Raw genomic sequence first — 16,157 nt, forward strand, 5'->3', positions numbered from 1 at the left:
AAAGACGGTTTTTCGGTCTTTGCTCTCGGGTCGTCTTTACTCGTCGGTGTATCGACCCACGAGAGAGGTCATCTCCATCTCGTAGAGCGTCAGGTCGATATCGTCGACGTCCTCGTCGAACACCCGGAGCGGACCGAACCGCTCGTTGATTTCGGCGGCGTCGTACGCTTCGCGTTCGTCGCCGGACAGTCTCCGAAGCGGCCCGGCGGCGACGACGCTCCAGGAGGCGTCGGGACCGTCGACGCCGAAGAGGGCGAACGACGCCTCCGCAGTCGCCTCCGCGAAGTCGAGTTTCTTGCTGTCGTCGTCGTCCGAGAGGCGGAACAGGAGTGAGTCGCCGTCGTAGGAGTAGGAGACCGGCACCCCGTACGCGACGCCGTCGTCGGCCAGCGACAGTACGCCCGCCGACTCCGACCGAAGCCGTTCGTCCACCTCGTCGTCGGTCATCCCGAACGTGTACACGTACTCGATGTGGTCCATTGTGCTCGCTCGACCCTACGTCGCCTCGCGGTATCAAACCGCGTACGCCGTTCGGGCGGTCGTCGAATACAAGATGGTTCTTCTATCAAAACTCTCCCTGCTAGTTTTGACAAGCGAGCCGTGAGGGACGATCACCGACTCGACGGCGTGTGACGGAGAACGAGGTGCCACGTCCCTGCCGCCGTCGGGCGACCTGACGTGCGGCGGCCATCGCGTCGACTGGGCTCAGTCAGCCGTGACAGCCTTCGACTCCTCGGATTTCTGGCCGGCCGGCGGCCGGAGCACCAGCGCACCGAGGCCGGCGACGAGCGCCAACGCGCCGCCGAGTCGGAACGTGGTCGTCCAGTTCGTAGCGACGACGAGCCATCCGGTGACGGCGCCGCCGAACACGCCACCCCACATCTTTCCGGAGTAGACGAGCGCGTAGTTCGCCGAGGAGTGTTCCACGCCGTAGTAGTCCGCGACGAGGCTCGGGAACAGCGTGTACTGCGGGCTCCAGAAGAACGTCGCCACCACGACGGCGGCGAGGAACGCCAACGTCGCCCGCGACTGCGCGAAGGCGACGACGGCGAACAGCCCCACCCCGCACAGCGAAAACGAGAGGGTCATCGCGTGCCGGCGGTTGAGCCGGTCGGAGAGCCAGCCGATGAGTAGTCGGCCCGCCCCGCCGGCCAGGGGGAGCAGGATGGCCGAGACGGTGGCCGTCGCGGCGTCCAACTCCATCGCCTGCGCGAAGGAGATGAGCTTCGCCGTCAGCATCAGCCCCGCGCCGCTCACGCCGACGAACATCGCGTACATCACCCAGAACTGCCACGTTCCGAGCATCTCGCGCCACGTGTACTGTCTGCCGCCAGCCGGCTTCGAGTCGTCCCCGTCGTCGGCGTCTGCGCCGGTGTGCTCGTACCACGACTCGGGCGGGTCGCGGAGGACGACGGCGGCGACGAGGATGGCGAGTCCGATGATGACGCCCATCGCGCGGAGCACGTCGCCGTACGCCTCGACCGTCGCGTTCGCGCGCACGAACGGGACGAACAACGCCGCGCCGGCCGAGAACGCCATCGTCCCGAGACCGGTCGTCAGCCCCCGGTAGTCGGGAAACCACTTGATGGCGGTGTTGACCGCGACGGTGTAGACGATGCCGACGCCGAGCGCACCCAGCGAGTACAGCGCGTAGAGCTGCCAGACCGCGGTTGCGTACGCCAGCAGGAAGTACGCGCCGCCGGCGAGGACGGCCGCCAGGAACGTCACCGCTCGGGGACCGTGCCGGTCGCGCCACCAACCGACGGGGAACTGCGACCCCGACTGGACGATGACGAACAGCGTGAACACGAACCCCAACTGCGGCAGCGGGAGGCCCAGGTCCGACGCAATGGGGCCCTCGATGGACGACCAAACGTACTGGTAGGGGCTGATGACGGCCATCGCGAGGACGGCCGCGACGACGAGCCACCACCGCGAGAATCCGAGGTGCTCGCGGGCGCGGTCGGCGCGTCTCGGGTCGTCACTGGTCGAGTCGCCGCCCGGTTCTCCGCTCATCAGTACGTCCCGACGTGGCCGTCCTTCCGCGGTTCGGTCGCGCCCGAGAGCGTTCCCCCGTCGTTCCGGACGAGTTGCGCGCCCCCGAACATCCCCGTGTGGAGGACGGACACGTCGTGACCCCGTCGGTTCAGCGCCGCGCCGACCGACCCGGCCAGCGCCGGTTCGAGCGCCAGGTCCCCGTCCTCGCGGTACCGCCACCGCGGGGCGTCCAGCGCCGCCTGAATCGGCATGTCGTAGTCGACGATGTTCGAGACGACCTGCACGTGCCCCTGCGGTTGCATGTAACCGCCCATGACGCCAAACGCCGCCCAGTCGTCCTCGCCGAATTTCGCGAGGGCGGGGACGAGCGTGTGGAACGGTCGCTTCCCCGGTTCCAGCCGGTTGGGGTGGTCGTCGTCGAGCGAGAACGACGCCCCCCGGTTCTGGAGTGCGATGCCGGTGTCGCCGGCGACGAGGCCGGAGCCGAACCCGGCGAACCGGGAGTTGATGTAGGAGACGACGTTACCCTCGTCGTCGGCGACGCAGAGCAGGACCGTATCGGCGTCCTCGGCGTGCGCCCCCGGCACGCCGAAGGAGACGTCGCTCGGTTCGTCGGTGATGTCGGCCGCGCGCTCTCTGGCGTACTCCTTCGAGGCCAACGGCGGAATCTCCTCGTACTCGGGGTCGGTGATGTAGCGGTGGCCGTCGTGGAACGCCCGCTTCATCGCCTCGCCGAAGTAGTGAACGCGCTCCGCGGAGTCGTAGTCGCTGTCCCCCGCGGCTATCTCCTCGGCGATGTTGAGCGCCTCCAACGCGATGAGCCCCTGGTTGTTCGGCGGGAGTTCGTACACCTCGGTCCCCCGGTACGTCGCGCTCACGGGGTCGAGGAACTCCGGTTCGAAGGCGGCGAGGTCGTCGACGGTCATGAAGCCGCCCTTCGACTGCACCTCGTCGGCTATCTTCTCGGCGATGTCGCCCTCGTACACGGCGTCGGCGCCCTCCTCGGCGACGGTCCGCAGCGACCGGCCGAGTCGCGGGAGCGTCATCGTCTCGCCGACCGTTGGCGGTCGGCCCGCCGGCAGGAACGCCTCCCGGGCGTGCGCGTCGGTGAACAGTTCGTCGCCGTGTTCCCACTGCGCCGCGACGACTTCGGTCACCGGATAGCCCTCCGTGGCGTACCGAATCGCCGGCCCGAGGTTCTCCCCGAGACTCCGTCGCCCGAGTTCGCGCGTCGTCGTCTCCCACCCGCGCGCCGTCCCGGGGACGGTCACGGTGTGCGGTCCCTGCATGGGCATCTCCGCTTCCTCGGGCGCTTCGTCCTCATCGGCGACCGCTTCGCGAACGCGCTCGCGGGTCGCACCGCTCGGCGCGCCGCCGCAGGCGCGCATCGCGCCCACGTCGCCGTCTGCGGTGCGGTAGAGGGCGAACACGTCGCCGCCGAGGCCCGTCGACGTGGGTTCGACGACGTTCAGCGCGGCCGCCGTCGCGACGGCCGCGTCGAAGGCGTTGCCGCCGTCGCGGAGCGTCTCGATACCTGCCTGCGCGGCCAGCGGTTGGCTCGTCGCCACCACGCCGGACTGACCGTACACGGTCGACCGCCGGGAGGCGAACTCGTCTAGATTCGGCTCGCTCATAGATGATGTAGTCTCGTCTCCCCGCAAAGTACCCCCCCCGGATATATCCGCCCTCTCGGCTCGGCGGTGAGGTGAAGTGATACGTTCAATCGTTCCACCAAACGTATCCGGCCCGACGGGCATACTTTGCGAGTATGAGCATGCGAGAGGTGGTTCTCCTGGTGAGACACAACGGCGAACCGGAGAGCGACCTCAGCGCGAAACACCCCTCGGTCACGCTCCGCTCCCGTTCGTCGCTGACGGGTCGGTCCAGCGACCGGCGGCGCATCATCGAGGTGGACGGTCCGGCGGACGACGTGGCGGCCTTCGTCGAGGAGTTCGGCGAGGCCGACTCCATCGTCGAGCTAGAGGCGTTGACGCCGCTCGGACGGGACCGGGTGTTCATCGCCGTCACCATCGACGTCGGCCGGTGGGACAGCATCGCCGAACGCCTCTCGGACATCGGCGTCCACCACCGCAGTGGAACGGTGATTCAGGCCGGCTGGGAGCGGTGGACGCTGTATCTCGACTCCGACGAGAGCCTCTCGGCCATCGTCGAGTCCTTGGAGGAGGCGGGCAACGCGACGGAACTCAGACGCGACGTCGAACTCCGACATCTGGAGGCGAACGACCAGTTGAACCTCACAAGATTGGCGCACGAACTGACCGCACGGCAGACGGAGGTGCTGACCACCGCCATCGAGATGGACTACTACGAGCCGAGCAGAGGGGCGTCCATCGAGGAGGTGGGCGAGGCGCTCGGTATCTCGCGTTCGACGGCGTGGGAGCATCTCAATCGCGCCGAGCGCAAGGTGATGCGGGAGATACGCTCGTTCCTTCGTACCCGGTCCTGAGTCGACGCTTCGAGTCCGTTCCGTCGTCGATCCGAACCCCGGCCATCGGGGGTGTCACCGCTTCACACCGCCGAAACGGCGATAAGCTATTTCCACGTGACGGCAGAAAAACTGGCCACCACGAGCAGGTGCGATACCTGTCTCCGAATCCACCCAACCATGTCTTCGAAAACTACGGACTCCCTGCACGACCGAATCGAAGCGGTATCGAACGCGGAAGCCGACGGCGAGCAACTCGTCTCCGTCGCCATCCCGCCGGAGGAGTCGCTCGAAGCGACGCGGCGGCGCGTCGAGGAGGACCACGCCGAGGCGGAGTACCTCGACGTCCGCGAGGAGGTCCGCAAGCCGCTCAAGCGAGCGCTCGAAGAGACCCGTCGCGTCCTCCACGAGTACGAGGAGACGCCCGAGAACGGGCTGGCCGCCTACGTGGGCGTCGTCGACACCGACCTCGTGACGCACGTGTTCGACGACCTGCCGACGCCCGTCTCGGAGGGGACGTACGGCTACGCCAACGAGTTTGACACGGACCCGCTCACGCCCGCGGCCGAGCGGACCGATACGTACGGCCTCCTCGTCGTCTCCCGCGACAGCGCGACGCTGGGGCGGTACGACGGCGAGACCATCGAGCACGTCGACACCGTCGAGAGCGACGTGCCGAGCAAGCAGACCGCCGCGGGCGGCGACGAGGACGGCTTCCATGGTCGGAGCCAAGAGCGCGCGGACGAGTTCTACGACGAGGTCGGCGAGGCCGCGGCGCGCGTGTTCCTCGACGACGCGCCGCCGGACGCCGTCGACGACGCGTCCCCCGGCACCCAGTTCGAGGGCGAGGCGCTCCTCGTGGCCGGCAGCGAGGTGACCGCCGAGCGATTCCTGGAGGGCGACCACCTCTCGGAACCGCTCGCCGACGCCGCCGTCGGCCCGTTCGACGCGGAGTACGCCTCCGAGCAGGGTCTCCGGGAACTCGTCGACGCAGCCGAGGAGGCGGGCGAACTCGGTACGACCGACGCCCGCGGGGCGCTCGAACGGTTCTTCGAGGCGCTCGACGACGACGAGGAGACCGCTATCGGCGGACGCGAGGACGTTGACCGAGCGCTCGAACTCGACGCGGTCGACACGCTCGTCGTCGCCGACTCGCTTCCGGAGGAAGAGGTGCAGTCGCTGGCCGAACGCGTCGAAGAACAGGGCGGCGAGAGCGTCGTCGCGCCCGAGGGACTCGACCGGACGGAGCGACTCGAAGCGGCGTTCGACGGCGTCGGCGCGCTGCTTCGGTTCCCGATAGAGTAGCGCCGCGCACCACCCGTCGCTGACCGTCTTCGGTTCCGGTCCCGGTCTCTGTTCGGCCCGTCTTCTCCGTTCCGCACTCGCTCTCGTTTTCGTCCCCGCTCACCGCTTGGGGGCGAGGAACTCGCCGAGCCGCCGGTCGAGTCGAGAGACCTCCACGTCGCCGCTCCTGACGGTGACGACCGCGTTTTCGCACAGCGACTGGACGACTTCGGTCGTCGACCCGCCGACGAACTCCCGGAGTCGACCCTTCTTCGGGGCGCCGATGACCGTCGCGCCGTAGTACGACGACTGGTCTACGATAGCCTGCGCGGGCGACTCGTCCCCCTCTCTCTCGTAGCGCCAGGTGTCGAAGTTCGCGAACCCGAGCAGCCGATCCGAGCAGTACTCGAACAGGTCGTCGACGTCGCCCTCCGTCTCCCCCTCCTCGACGACGTGAAACAGGTCGACCCAGGCGTCGTCCGATTCGGCGAGTGCGCGCGCCATATCGAGCGTCGAGTCGAGGTGCGGTCCGCGCGCGACGGGGACGAGCACCGAGGAGATACCGTCGAGTTCCGAACCCCGCGTCACCGTGACGTGGCTCCCGCCCGAGGCGAGGGCCAGTTCGCCGCCGCCGAGCATCGACTTCCGGTCGCGGATGTCGAAGATGACGGTGATGTCGAAGCGGTCGACGACGTCCGTCACCCACTCGGCGGTCACCGTCGGCGGCCGTTCGAGAAAGCGCGTCTCGTAGTCGGCCGTCGCGTCCGACGACGACGGCTTCAGCGACTCGGCGACGGTCGCGTCCCGTACGGGGACGACGAACCGGCCGCCGTCCGCCAAGGACTCGGCTACCTGCAGGAACTGTCCGTCCGCCGGTTCTCCGGGGTCGAACAGACAGAGCACCCGCTCGCTCGTCGTCCGTCCGCCGTCCGAGGAGGCGTACCCGACGGTCTGACTCCCCTCGAAACGGTTAGGCATGGGCGACTGTTGCATCGAGAGGTAATAAACCTCCGTCCCGGTCAGCCCGTGCGACGTTCACTCCTCGGGGGAGAAATCGTTACCCCGCCAGCGGGCCAGTACGACGCGTTCTGCGCGTTCGAGGCCGGTGTCGTCGACCCACGCCTCGGCGTCCGGCTTCGAACAGGACCGAAGTTCCATGACGGCCGCCACGAGGTCGGCGTACGGACGGGGCTCGACCGGGTCGTCGCTCACGTCCAACTCGTCGACGGACGGCGGCGGAACGGGCATCGTCGACGCTACGCCCGCAGCGTTCAACAGTGGTTCGGCCGACGGTTCGGCGCCGCGCCGGTCGCGCTCACTCGTCGGGGTCGGCGTAGAGCTATCTACGGGGCTGAACGCGCGGTTCGAGCGCCGAACCGAATCGACCGACGGTCGAGGACGGACCTCAAAGGCAGTTTGGGCAGTTTTGCTAGAAAGTCTAGTTTTGCTGGCAAAGATAGATTTCCTGTCCCGCTCGCGACCGCTTCGCCGAGCGACGGCCCCGCCGCCCAGGGCCTACAGCGACCGTTCCGGGTCGCCGTGGCGAAGCAAGTCGAGGAACATCGTCTCGAAGCGGTCGGCGTCGACGGACTCGACGACGCGGGCGTTCGGTTCCCCGTCGGTGACGCCGAGTTCGTCGACGAGGCTGTAGCCGCGCGTCATCCCTTCACGTTCGTCCACGTCGACGTGGTACTCGCCGGATTCGGTGACGAGGTCGGGGTGGAGTGCGCACGCGACCGCCAGCGAGTCGGGTTGGCTCGTCGTCTCCTCGCCGTACTGTTCGACGGCGAACTCGCGGGCGCGTTCCATGATGGTGGTGAAAAATCCCGCGTAGTCGGTGTCCATCGCATCTATCTCTTCGAGGACGTCGGCGTCGAACGTCCCGTCGCGGAGCGTGAGGCCCCAGTCGACGAGCGTTACGTCGAGTTCGTCGACGACGACTTTCGCCGCGTCGGGATCGACCCAGAAGTTGAACTCCGCCGAGGGAGTGTCGTTGCCGAGCGTGTTCACCGCGCCGCCCATCACGAACACCTCGTCGACGAGTTCGTTCAGTTCCGGTTCGAGGCGGAGGGCGAGGGCGACGTTCGTCAGCGGACCGATGCAGACCAGTGATATTTCGCCGGGCGACTCGCGGACGCGTTCGACGATGGCGTTCGCGCCGTGGCCCTCGGCGGAGTCGACCCCCGTCACCGGGTGGAGTTCGCCGCCCAACCCGCCCTCGCCGTGGACCTGGTCGGCGTGGTCGTGGTCCTTCACGAGGGGCGTGCGCGCGCCTTCGTAGACGGGCACGTCCGTCGCGTCTGCCACGCCGAGCGCGTGCTTCGCGTTTTCGACTTCCCGCTCGAACTCGACGTTGCCGGCGACCATCGTCAGCGCTTCGAGGTCGATAGCGTCCGCCGAGGCGGCGAGGAGAATCGCCATGGCGTCGTCGCCCGCGGTGTCGGTGTCGAGGATGACTCGTCTGCTCATGTGCCCCTTTTCTTGCGGCGTCGTTTAACTGTGTTCAGGTACTAAGTTCTCTTCCTCAAGGAGCAACGCAGGGAGCGAAGCGACCGAGTGGTGCAGTAGGGAAGGAATACAGCGCCGTCATTGCTTCCAAACACTTTGAGGCGACCAGCCTACAGACCCACGTAATCGAAACACTCACTTTGTAGTTTGTGTACAATCTGGTGTGGAAATGCGAAAGAATATCTCATCCGTGATGACTAAAAGGAGTGAATTCAGGACAATCACCTGAAGCTTTCCTCGTTCGTCCAAGAAAAATTGAACGAACTTATTGAGGAACAAGAGTTATATATGCACTACAACTACCGACTCGACCCACCGAAAGCCCTCATCGAGACGCTCCTGCATCACGTTGATACTTGTAGGCAACTCTACAATCACGTCCTCTACAAACTCAACGAGGTGGACGAGATTCCAGCACGCTACGAGGTACAAGGACAACTTCCTGACCTCAAAACGTGGTGGGACGACCTCGGAAACGTTCACTCGAAAGTTCTCCAGATGGTCGTCAAGCGCGTCTACGACAACCTCTCTACGCTCAAAGCGCAGAAAGAGAACGGACGCACTGTTGGAATGCTCAAGTGGAAGCCTCCTCGAGACTATCGGTCGCTCACCTACAACCAGTCCGGCTTCAAACTCAAGAATACGAGTGGTCGGCCCGTGTTGTGGTTGAGCAAGATTGGTGAGGTTCCGATTCACCTCCACCGAGACATCCCCGAGAACGCGACCATCAAACAGGTCACGGTCAAGCAAGAACCCACGGGCGAATGGTTCGCCACGTTCGGTATCGACGTGGACGAAGACACGCCCGAGAAACCGGAGACTCCCGAGAAGGTCGTTGGTGTCGATGTAGGAATTCTCAGATACGCTCACGACACCGACGGTTATGCCATCGAGAGTCCCGACTTCACTAACGAGCGCGAACGGTTGGAACGCGCCCAACGTGACCTCTCGCGGAAAGAACACGGCTCGAACAATTGGGAGAAACAGCGGAAGGTCGTGGCCGAACGCCACGCCGACCTGAAGCGGAAGCGACGAGACTTCCTTCACAAGTTGTCGAACTACTATGCCACCGAGTACGACTTGGTGGCGGTCGAAGACTTGGATGCGAAGGGATTGGTCGAACTTCCGGGGAACTCTCGGAACCGAGCGGGGGCGGCGTGGGGGACGTTCCTGCGGATGCTCGAATACAAGTGCGAATGCAAAGGAACGCACTTCATCGCCGTGAATCCTCGCGGAACGACCAAAGAATGCGCGTCGTGCGGAACGGAGACGGACAAACCGCTGTGGGTACGTGAGCATTCGTGTCCATCGTGTGGCTTCGAGGCAGACAGAGATGCAAATGCGGCGTGGAACATCCTTTCTCGCAGTCTCAAAGACGTAGGAGTGGGACACTCCGAATCAACGTCCTCAGAAACGCCACGCGTTTCTGATGTGCGGACGAGAGCGAAGCTCTCGTCAACGCCTGTGGAGACCACGCTCCCTGTGGATACGCCCGTATCTGCAAAGCGCATCGTAGAAACAGGAAGCCACACCCTCAAGGAGCGAACCGCGTCAGCGGTGAGCGAGTAGGGCGGGGTAGTTCACTCGCACGGGAACGGAGCGGACGCCGAACTGAAGTGACTTATCCCACCCGCCTCTCTGGCGAGTATGGGCCGCGTCGTGAGTCTCGGGAGCATCAACGTCGACCACGTGGAGTACACCTCGACCGAGTGGATCCGGTCGGCGGCGGAGCGCTACGAGTGGTTCCCCTCGCCGGGCGAGACGGTGGCCGTCGAATCGGTGCCCGACTCGCTCCGGGAGGCGTACGGGGAGACGTATCTCGGCGGAAAAGGGGCCAACCAGGCCGTCGCGGCGGCGGCGGCCGGCGCCGAGACGGGACTGCTCGGGATGGTCGGCGACGACGAGACGCGGTACGACGTGCTCGACTCGCTGTCGGACCGCGGCGTGGACGTGACCGGCGTAGCCCGCACCGACGGGCCGACCGGCGCGGCGTACGTCGCCGTCGACGAGACGGGGGAGAACTACATCGCCATCCTCGCCGGCGCGAACGGCCGCGTCGACGACGCCTACGTCGCCGACCGCCTCGCCGCCTGCGCCGCCGCCGACTGCCTCCTCGTGCAGAACGAACTTCCGCCGGAGACCGTCCGCGCGGCGCTCGACCGATTGGCCGGCCGGCCGGACCGACCGACGGTCGTCTACGACCCGGCGCCCGCGGCAGGCGCCGCGGATATTCTCGCCCACGACTGCGTCGACGTGGTGACGCCGAACGAGGGCGAGTACGACCGCCTCGGCGACGAACTCGACGCGTTCGAGGGAACCGTCGTCCGCACGCGGGGAGCGGACGGCGTCGTCGTCGACGGCGAGGGGTCTCGACTCTCCGTCGACCCGCCCGCCGTGGACCCCGTCGACACGACGGGCGCGGGCGACGTGTTCGTCGGCTACCTCGGCGCCGAGTTGGCGGCCGGGGCCGACTTCGAGGCGGCCGTCAGACTGGCCACCGTCGCCGGTGCGCTCTCGACCGAACGCGAGGGCGTGCAGTCCGCCGCTCCGTCGCGCGAGGCGGTCGAATCGGTCGTGGTGCGGTAGTTCTCCTCCTTTCCTCCTCTCTTGCTCACTCCAGGAGGACGCTGAACCCCCAAGTGAAGGAGGACTGCTCTTGCTCGCCCGCCTCGTCCATTATCGAGAACGTCGACTCGAAGCGGGACTCGCCCACGGGGAGACAGACGTCCTCTTGGGTGGGTGCGCCGTACAGCCCCAGTTCCTGGCTCGTCGACTCGCCGGGTTCGAGCGTCACCGTCCGATACTCCTCGGTGACGGAGATACCGTCTGTGAGGCGCCAGCACCCCGGTTCGGCCGGATAGTCGCCGTCGGCCGGCAGGAGCATCAGGTGGTCTTCGGTGTCGTACCGGTAGGCGAAGACGATGGCGCGTCCCTCGCCGAGCGTCACCGCCTGGTCGCTTTCGTTCGTCACCGTCGCGCGGAGCATCGGCGGGTGCTCTTCGGTGGCCGCCTCCTCGGTCACCTCGATGGCGGGCCGGACGGGGGCGTCTGGGGCGTCGTCCGTCGACGCGATGATGACGCCGGGGCCGCCGGTTCCGGAGGGTCGAGTGCCGCCGGTTTCGTTGTCCGTACCGTTGTCGGTCAGCGCCTCCGTTTCCGTCTCGGTCGGTGACGCGGTTTCGGTCGACGTCTCGGTGCCGGTGGCCGTCTCCGTCTCGGTGTCGGTGTTTCCGTCCGTGCCGCCCATGCATCCGGCGAGGAGGGCGAGCGTTCCGATGCCGCAGGTAGCGACGAGCGACCGTCGTGTCGTGTTCACGTCAGGTGTATCGACCCCGAGGGGGATAATCGCAGCGTAGACTCAAGCGAGCGTTTGTTCCACTCTCCGACCGTCGGACCGCGGCGGACCGGTGGAGTTATACAGAATTAGGCAAGCCTAAAAATATGGACGGAGAGACTGCGGCGGCGGGCGACGCGGCGCAGGCGGGAGAGGCCGAGGCGGCGCAAACGGACGAAACGGTGCGGGACGACGACGGTGCCGGCGTCGCCGCCCCCGCCGACGTTGCCGTCGTGGGCGGCGGTCCGGCGGGATGCTCGACGGCCGTCTTCGCCGCGCGGTACGGCCTCGACACCGTCGTCTTCGACCGCGGTCGGTCGTCGATTCGGCAGTGCGGCTATCTGGAGAACTACCTCGGCTTTCCGGGCGGTATCGACGTCGACGCGTTCTACGACCTGATGCACGCCCACGTCGCCGAGGCGGGCGCGGACCTCGTCCCCGAACTCGTCGAGTCCGTCGAAGCGGTCGACTCGGACGGAGAGGGCGACGCGGGAGGGCTCGGAGAGTTTTGCGTCGAGACGGAGGAGGGAACGTCTCTCCGCGCGTCCCGCGTCGTCGCGGCGACGAAGTACGACGCGGACTACCTGGCCGGCGTCGACGAGGCGATGTTCGTCGCCGACGGTCACGGGGGCGAGACACTCGACCCCGACTACCCCTCGGACGACGGGGCGACGCCCGTCGACGGCCTGTACGTCGCCGGCCCCCTCTCGGGCGTCCCCGACCAAGCCGTCGTGGCGGCCGGGCACGGCGGGCGGGTCGGCGGGCGCGTCGTCNGCGTCGTCGCCGACGCCCGCCGTGACGGCGGCCACTGGGACGCCGTGGCGACGTACTACGACTGGGTCCGCCGCGACTCGACGCTGACGGACGAGTGGCGCGACAGGGACCGCTGGCGCGAGTACTTCGACGAGCACCTCGCGCCCGCAGGAGACGAGGCCGACGCGTACGACGACGCGCAGGTCGAACGCGTCCGGGAGGCGTACATCGACGAACGGTTCGCCAAGTACGCGACCGACGAGGAGATAGCCCGGCGGACCGACGCGGGCACCGAACGCCTCGTCGAGGTGGTCGGCGTCGACCGACTCCTCGACGCCGTCGACGACGACCGGATTCGCGCCTATCTCGACGGCTGAGTCCCCTCCCGCCCTTCCCCGCTTTCTCCCGTTCCGGCGTCTCCGACAGTGTTTTGCGCCAAACACCCGAAGATACAACTGATGAATACAGAGATGCGAACGTACCTCGTGACGCAGGCCGACCGTTCCCGCGGGCGCGGCACCGTCGCCACCGTTCGCGCCGCCGTCGCGGGCGGCGTCGACGCGGTCCAGATGCGCGAGAAGCACGCCACCGCCCGGGAGCGCTACGAACTCGGTCGGGAACTCCGAGCGCTCACGCGCGAGGCGGGCGTCGCCTTCGTCGTGAACGACCGCGTGGACGTGGCCGCGGCCGTCGACGCCGACGGCGTCCACCTCGGCGACGACGACCTGCCGATATCGGTCGCGCGCGCGCAACTCGGTCCCGACGCCGTCGTCGGTCGGTCGGTCTCGACGGTCGAGGCCGCCGTCGAGGCCGAACGCGCGGGCGCGGACTACCTCGGCGTCGGCGCCGTCTTCGTCACCGACACGAAGGACGTCTCGGACGACGAATCGAACATCGGCACCGAACGAGTGACCGCCATCGCCGACGTCGTCGATATCCCCGTCGTCGGCATCGGCGGCATCACGGCGGCGAACGCGGCGGAGGTGGTCGAGGCGGGCGCGGACGGCGTCGCCGTCGTCTCGGCCGTCACCGACGCCGACGACCCCGAGGCGGCCGCCCGCGACCTGCGCCGTGCCGTCGACGGCGTGCGCGCCGGGGGGGTCGGGCGATGAGCGACCCGACCGTCGACCCCGACGCGGCGCTTTCGGCCGTCCGGCGGGAGAAACCGCTCGTCAACTCGCTCACCAACGCCGTGACGATCAACGACGTGGCGAACGTGACGCTGTACTGGGGCGGCCTGCCGGTCATGTCCGACGACGAACGCGAGGTCGGCGAGATGGTCGCGGGCGCGCAGGCGTGTCTCCTCAACATGGGGACGGTCAGCGAGGCGGGCGAGGCGGCGATGGTCGCGGCGGGCGAGGCGGCGAACGAGAACGGCGTCCCCCTCGTCGTCGACCCCGTCGGCGTCGGCGCGACGCCCACCCGGAACCGCGTCGCCGAGCGTCTGGTCACCGAGGTTCGACCGGACGTGATAGACGGCAACTACGGCGAGATATCCGCCATCGCGGGCGAGGAGAGCGAGGTCCGCGGTGTTGAGTCGGTCGGCGAGTACGCCGACATCGCGGAGACGGCGGTGGCCGTCGCACGGCAAACGGACGCCGTCGTCGTCGCCTCCGGCGAGACGGACGTGGTGGCGACGGACGAGGCGGCCTTCGAGGTTCGTGCCGGCCACCCCATGATGGGCGAAGTCGTCGGCACCGGCTGTATGCAGGGCGTCACCGTCGCGACGTTCGCCGGAGCGATGGACGACACGCTGACCGCGACGCTGGCCGGAACGCTCGCGTTCGGCGTCGCGGGCGAGGCGGCGGCCGACGGCCAGTTCGGCGAGTACGCCGGCCCCGAGAGCTACAAGACGGCGTTCCTCGACGCGGTGGCCGGTCTCGGCGGCGTCGACCTGCCGGACGGCGACGAGCGAATCGAACGCGTGGTGGAGGCGGAGGCATAACCGATGACCGACCCCGACCCGCGGACCCCCCCGTACGCGCTGACCATTGCGTCGAGCGATTCGGGCGGCGGCGCGGGCATCCAGGCCGACCTGAAGACGATGACGCGACTCGGCGTCTACGGCGGGTCCGTCGTCGTCGGCGTCACGGCGCAGAACACGGCGGGCGTCCGGTCGACGCACGTCCTGCCGACCGAGGAGGTCCGCGCGCAGTTCGAGGCGGTGCGCGAGGACTTCGACGTCGGCGCGGTGAAACTCGGAATGCTGGCGACGGCCGGGGCCATCGAGACGGTGGACGACTGCCTCGACGGCTACGACGGCCCCGTGGTGGTCGACCCGGTGATGGTCGCCACCTCCGGCGACCGACTGCTCGAAGCCGACGCCGTCGACGCCTACGCAGACCTGTTCTCGCAGGCGACGCTGGTGACGCCGAACGCCGACGAGACGGAGGAACTGACCGGCGAGTGGCCGGACTCCGAGGCGGCGCGGGCGGCGGCGGCCGACCGGTTCTTCGAGTGGGGGGCCGACGCGGTGCTGTTCAAGGGCGGGCACGTCGAGGACGCCGATGCCGCCGCCGACGAGGTCCGAGACGTCCTCGTGACGCCCGACGGGACGGAGACGTTCGCCTCGGAGCGGGTCGAAACGGACGTCACCCACGGGTCGGGATGCACGCTTTCCAGCGCCATCGCCGCCCGACTCGCGCGCGGCGACGACCTCTCGACTGCCGTCGAACGCGGCGTCTCGTTCGTCCGCGCGACGATAGCCGCTCCGGCCGACGTGGGCGAGAAGGGAAGCGTGAACCACCTCGTCGAGAGCGAGGGGACCGTCGGAGAGTTCCGGGTCGAACCCAACTAGACGACGTCGACGCGTTCGACCACCCGTCGAAATCGTCATCGAAGCTGACGACGTAGTCGATGCCTCCCGCCTCGCACACCGAAATCGTCGCTTCCCTACGACCGCGTCCGCGAGTGGAATTCGGTGTACCCGCCGAGCACGGCGTTGATGACGGCTCCCAGGAGGAGCACGACGCCCGTGAAGTACAGCCACGTCAACAGCAGCATGATGCCGGTGACGATGTCGGTCCCGCCGGCCGTCGAGTGGGCGACGTATATCTGGAACAGGCCCTGCAGGAGCGCCCACCCCACCGCCGCGACGACGACGCCGGGGAGAATTTCCCGCGCGGAGACGTCGACGTCCGGGAAGACGTAGTAGATGGGGAAGAACGCCACGACGAGACCGAGTGCGAGGACGAACGGGAGGAGCAGACCGAGGTAGGGAATCGTCCCTCCGAACGCCCCGAACACGCTGGTCACCGCGACCATGGCGGCGATTGCGAGCGCGAGACTGACGAGGACGACGAGGCCGTCTTTGATCTGGTCGACGATGGAGTTGTCGGCGTCGACCTCGTAAATCTCGGAGAAGGCGGTGTCGAGACCGCGGAATATCTTCAGCGCGCTCCAGATGAGGACGACGAACCCGACGATGGACGACCCGGTGGCGCTACTCGCCTGCGTGGCGAATAGACGCTCGATGAAGCTCCCGATGGCGGGTGAGACGTTCTCGGTGATGATTGCGAGCATCTGGTCCTGCCATCCCGTTCCGAAGAACGCGACGACGAGGACGAAAAAGAGGAGAATGGGTACCAAGGAGACGAACGCGTTGTAGGCGATGCTCCCCGCGAGGAAGGTGACGTTCTTCTCGCGGAACGCCTCGCCTACCGCCTTGGCTTTCGAGACGGTGCCTGATGTGTTACTCATGGAGCAATCGTCTGTCTACGCTCACAAAGAACTCACGGCAGGTAGGGACGCTCTCGACGACCGTCACGATTTCTTTCAGTTCCGGAATCGAAGGGACATTTCTCTCACAACCCCGCCTCCCACGACCTTTATACG

The 16,157-nt window shown here is 67.3% G+C and carries 16 protein-coding genes; 8 read left to right on the forward strand and 8 right to left on the reverse strand.

Annotated elements, in window-relative coordinates; all coding sequences use genetic code 11:
* Nucleotides 1-36: 36 nt before the first annotated feature.
* The 3 genes from C474_RS14680 to ggt form a co-directional block, all read right to left on the reverse strand.
* On the reverse strand, nucleotides 37-480 hold the full coding sequence (locus C474_RS14680; RefSeq protein ID WP_008388198.1) for a pyridoxamine 5'-phosphate oxidase family protein: 444 nt from the start codon (nucleotides 478-480) through the stop codon (nucleotides 37-39).
* A 225-nt stretch (nucleotides 481-705) separates the two neighbouring features.
* Complete coding sequence (locus tag C474_RS14685) at nucleotides 706-2,016, reverse strand: OFA family MFS transporter (protein ID WP_008388199.1); 1,311 nt, start codon at nucleotides 2,014-2,016, stop codon at nucleotides 706-708.
* Nucleotides 2,016-3,632: a gamma-glutamyltransferase gene (ggt, locus tag C474_RS14690; RefSeq protein WP_008388201.1), complete on the reverse strand. Its 1,617-nt coding sequence runs from the start codon at nucleotides 3,630-3,632 to the stop codon at nucleotides 2,016-2,018. The genes C474_RS14685 and ggt overlap by 1 nt, the downstream gene beginning before the upstream one ends.
* 134 nt (nucleotides 3,633-3,766) lie before the next feature.
* Here ggt and C474_RS14695 point away from each other — a divergent pair, with 134 nt between their 5' ends.
* Both C474_RS14695 and C474_RS14700 read left to right on the forward strand, forming a co-directional pair.
* Nucleotides 3,767-4,465: a helix-turn-helix domain-containing protein gene (locus C474_RS14695; protein ID WP_008388202.1), complete on the forward strand. Its 699-nt coding sequence runs from the start codon at nucleotides 3,767-3,769 to the stop codon at nucleotides 4,463-4,465.
* A gap of 159 nt (nucleotides 4,466-4,624) precedes the next feature.
* Nucleotides 4,625-5,749: a baeRF10 domain-containing protein gene (locus C474_RS14700; protein WP_008388204.1), complete on the forward strand. Its 1,125-nt coding sequence runs from the start codon at nucleotides 4,625-4,627 to the stop codon at nucleotides 5,747-5,749.
* Nucleotides 5,750-5,848: 99 nt separating this feature from the next.
* Here the strand turns inward: C474_RS14700 and C474_RS14705 are convergent, their stop codons facing one another.
* The 3 genes from C474_RS14705 to C474_RS14715 form a co-directional block, all read right to left on the reverse strand.
* Nucleotides 5,849-6,706 carry a universal stress protein gene (locus C474_RS14705; protein ID WP_008388205.1) on the reverse strand — a complete coding sequence of 286 codons (858 nt, stop codon included), beginning with the start codon at nucleotides 6,704-6,706 and terminating at the stop codon, nucleotides 5,849-5,851.
* A gap of 57 nt (nucleotides 6,707-6,763) precedes the next feature.
* Nucleotides 6,764-6,976, reverse strand: a complete 213-nt coding sequence (locus C474_RS14710) for a hypothetical protein (protein WP_008388207.1) — start codon at nucleotides 6,974-6,976, stop codon at nucleotides 6,764-6,766.
* 267 nt (nucleotides 6,977-7,243) lie between these two features.
* Nucleotides 7,244-8,197 carry a nucleoside hydrolase gene (locus C474_RS14715; RefSeq protein WP_008388208.1) on the reverse strand — a complete coding sequence of 318 codons (954 nt, stop codon included), beginning with the start codon at nucleotides 8,195-8,197 and terminating at the stop codon, nucleotides 7,244-7,246.
* Between the two features lie 327 nt (nucleotides 8,198-8,524).
* Here C474_RS14715 and C474_RS14720 point away from each other — a divergent pair, with 327 nt between their 5' ends.
* Both C474_RS14720 and C474_RS14725 read left to right on the forward strand, forming a co-directional pair.
* Complete coding sequence (locus C474_RS14720; protein ID WP_049917055.1) at nucleotides 8,525-9,805, forward strand: RNA-guided endonuclease InsQ/TnpB family protein; 1,281 nt, start codon at nucleotides 8,525-8,527, stop codon at nucleotides 9,803-9,805.
* A gap of 78 nt (nucleotides 9,806-9,883) precedes the next feature.
* Nucleotides 9,884-10,822 carry a PfkB family carbohydrate kinase gene (locus tag C474_RS14725; RefSeq protein ID WP_008388211.1) on the forward strand — a complete coding sequence of 313 codons (939 nt, stop codon included), beginning with the start codon at nucleotides 9,884-9,886 and terminating at the stop codon, nucleotides 10,820-10,822.
* A gap of 25 nt (nucleotides 10,823-10,847) precedes the next feature.
* Here C474_RS14725 and C474_RS14730 read toward each other — a convergent pair whose 3' ends face one another.
* Nucleotides 10,848-11,552 carry a hypothetical protein gene (locus C474_RS14730; RefSeq protein ID WP_008388212.1) on the reverse strand — a complete coding sequence of 235 codons (705 nt, stop codon included), beginning with the start codon at nucleotides 11,550-11,552 and terminating at the stop codon, nucleotides 10,848-10,850.
* A 125-nt stretch (nucleotides 11,553-11,677) separates the two neighbouring features.
* Between C474_RS14730 and C474_RS14735 the strand changes: the two genes are divergently transcribed.
* From C474_RS14735 to thiD, 4 genes are all read left to right on the forward strand, one after another.
* Complete coding sequence (locus C474_RS14735) at nucleotides 11,678-12,700, forward strand: FAD-dependent oxidoreductase (protein WP_008388213.1); 1,023 nt, start codon at nucleotides 11,678-11,680, stop codon at nucleotides 12,698-12,700.
* 93 nt (nucleotides 12,701-12,793) lie between these two features.
* Nucleotides 12,794-13,435 (forward strand): thiamine phosphate synthase, encoded by a 642-nt coding sequence (gene thiE, locus C474_RS14740; protein ID WP_008388214.1) that lies wholly within the window; start codon nucleotides 12,794-12,796, stop codon nucleotides 13,433-13,435.
* Nucleotides 13,432-14,268: a hydroxyethylthiazole kinase gene (gene thiM, locus C474_RS14745; RefSeq protein ID WP_008388215.1), complete on the forward strand. Its 837-nt coding sequence runs from the start codon at nucleotides 13,432-13,434 to the stop codon at nucleotides 14,266-14,268. Before thiE ends, thiM begins: the two co-directional genes overlap by 4 nt.
* A 3-nt stretch (nucleotides 14,269-14,271) precedes the next feature.
* Nucleotides 14,272-15,120: a bifunctional hydroxymethylpyrimidine kinase/phosphomethylpyrimidine kinase gene (thiD, locus tag C474_RS14750; RefSeq protein ID WP_008388216.1), complete on the forward strand. Its 849-nt coding sequence runs from the start codon at nucleotides 14,272-14,274 to the stop codon at nucleotides 15,118-15,120.
* 95 nt (nucleotides 15,121-15,215) lie between these two features.
* On the opposite strand, the gene C474_RS14755 is transcribed toward thiD, so the two are convergent.
* On the reverse strand, nucleotides 15,216-16,022 hold the full coding sequence (locus tag C474_RS14755; RefSeq protein ID WP_008388217.1) for a YihY/virulence factor BrkB family protein: 807 nt from the start codon (nucleotides 16,020-16,022) through the stop codon (nucleotides 15,216-15,218).
* Between the last annotated feature and the right edge of the window lie 135 nt (nucleotides 16,023-16,157).

Source organism: Halogeometricum pallidum JCM 14848 (genome assembly GCF_000337095.1).
Taxonomy (GTDB): Archaea; Halobacteriota; Halobacteria; order Halobacteriales; family Haloferacaceae; genus Halogeometricum; species Halogeometricum pallidum.

Excerpts from the sequence above, each read along its gene's own strand:
- thiD (WP_008388216.1), top strand. The coding sequence starts at position 14,272 with ATGACCGACCCCGACCCGCGGACCCCCCCGTACGCGCTGACCATTGCG.
- thiE (WP_008388214.1), top strand. The coding sequence starts at position 12,794 with ATGCGAACGTACCTCGTGACGCAGGCCGACCGTTCCCGCGGGCGCGGC.
- C474_RS14715 (WP_008388208.1), bottom strand. The coding sequence starts at position 8,197 with ATGAGCAGACGAGTCATCCTCGACACCGACACCGCGGGCGACGACGCC.
- C474_RS14705 (WP_008388205.1), bottom strand. The coding sequence starts at position 6,706 with ATGCCTAACCGTTTCGAGGGGAGTCAGACCGTCGGGTACGCCTCCTCG.
- C474_RS14725 (WP_008388211.1), top strand. The coding sequence starts at position 9,884 with ATGGGCCGCGTCGTGAGTCTCGGGAGCATCAACGTCGACCACGTGGAG.
- C474_RS14755 (WP_008388217.1), bottom strand. The coding sequence starts at position 16,022 with ATGAGTAACACATCAGGCACCGTCTCGAAAGCCAAGGCGGTAGGCGAG.
- C474_RS14695 (WP_008388202.1), top strand. The coding sequence starts at position 3,767 with ATGAGCATGCGAGAGGTGGTTCTCCTGGTGAGACACAACGGCGAACCG.
- C474_RS14680 (WP_008388198.1), bottom strand. The coding sequence starts at position 480 with ATGGACCACATCGAGTACGTGTACACGTTCGGGATGACCGACGACGAG.
- thiM (WP_008388215.1), top strand. The coding sequence starts at position 13,432 with ATGAGCGACCCGACCGTCGACCCCGACGCGGCGCTTTCGGCCGTCCGG.
- ggt (WP_008388201.1), bottom strand. The coding sequence starts at position 3,632 with ATGAGCGAGCCGAATCTAGACGAGTTCGCCTCCCGGCGGTCGACCGTG.
- C474_RS14720 (WP_049917055.1), top strand. The coding sequence starts at position 8,525 with ATGCACTACAACTACCGACTCGACCCACCGAAAGCCCTCATCGAGACG.
- C474_RS14700 (WP_008388204.1), top strand. The coding sequence starts at position 4,625 with ATGTCTTCGAAAACTACGGACTCCCTGCACGACCGAATCGAAGCGGTA.
- C474_RS14710 (WP_008388207.1), bottom strand. The coding sequence starts at position 6,976 with ATGCCCGTTCCGCCGCCGTCCGTCGACGAGTTGGACGTGAGCGACGAC.
- C474_RS14685 (WP_008388199.1), bottom strand. The coding sequence starts at position 2,016 with ATGAGCGGAGAACCGGGCGGCGACTCGACCAGTGACGACCCGAGACGC.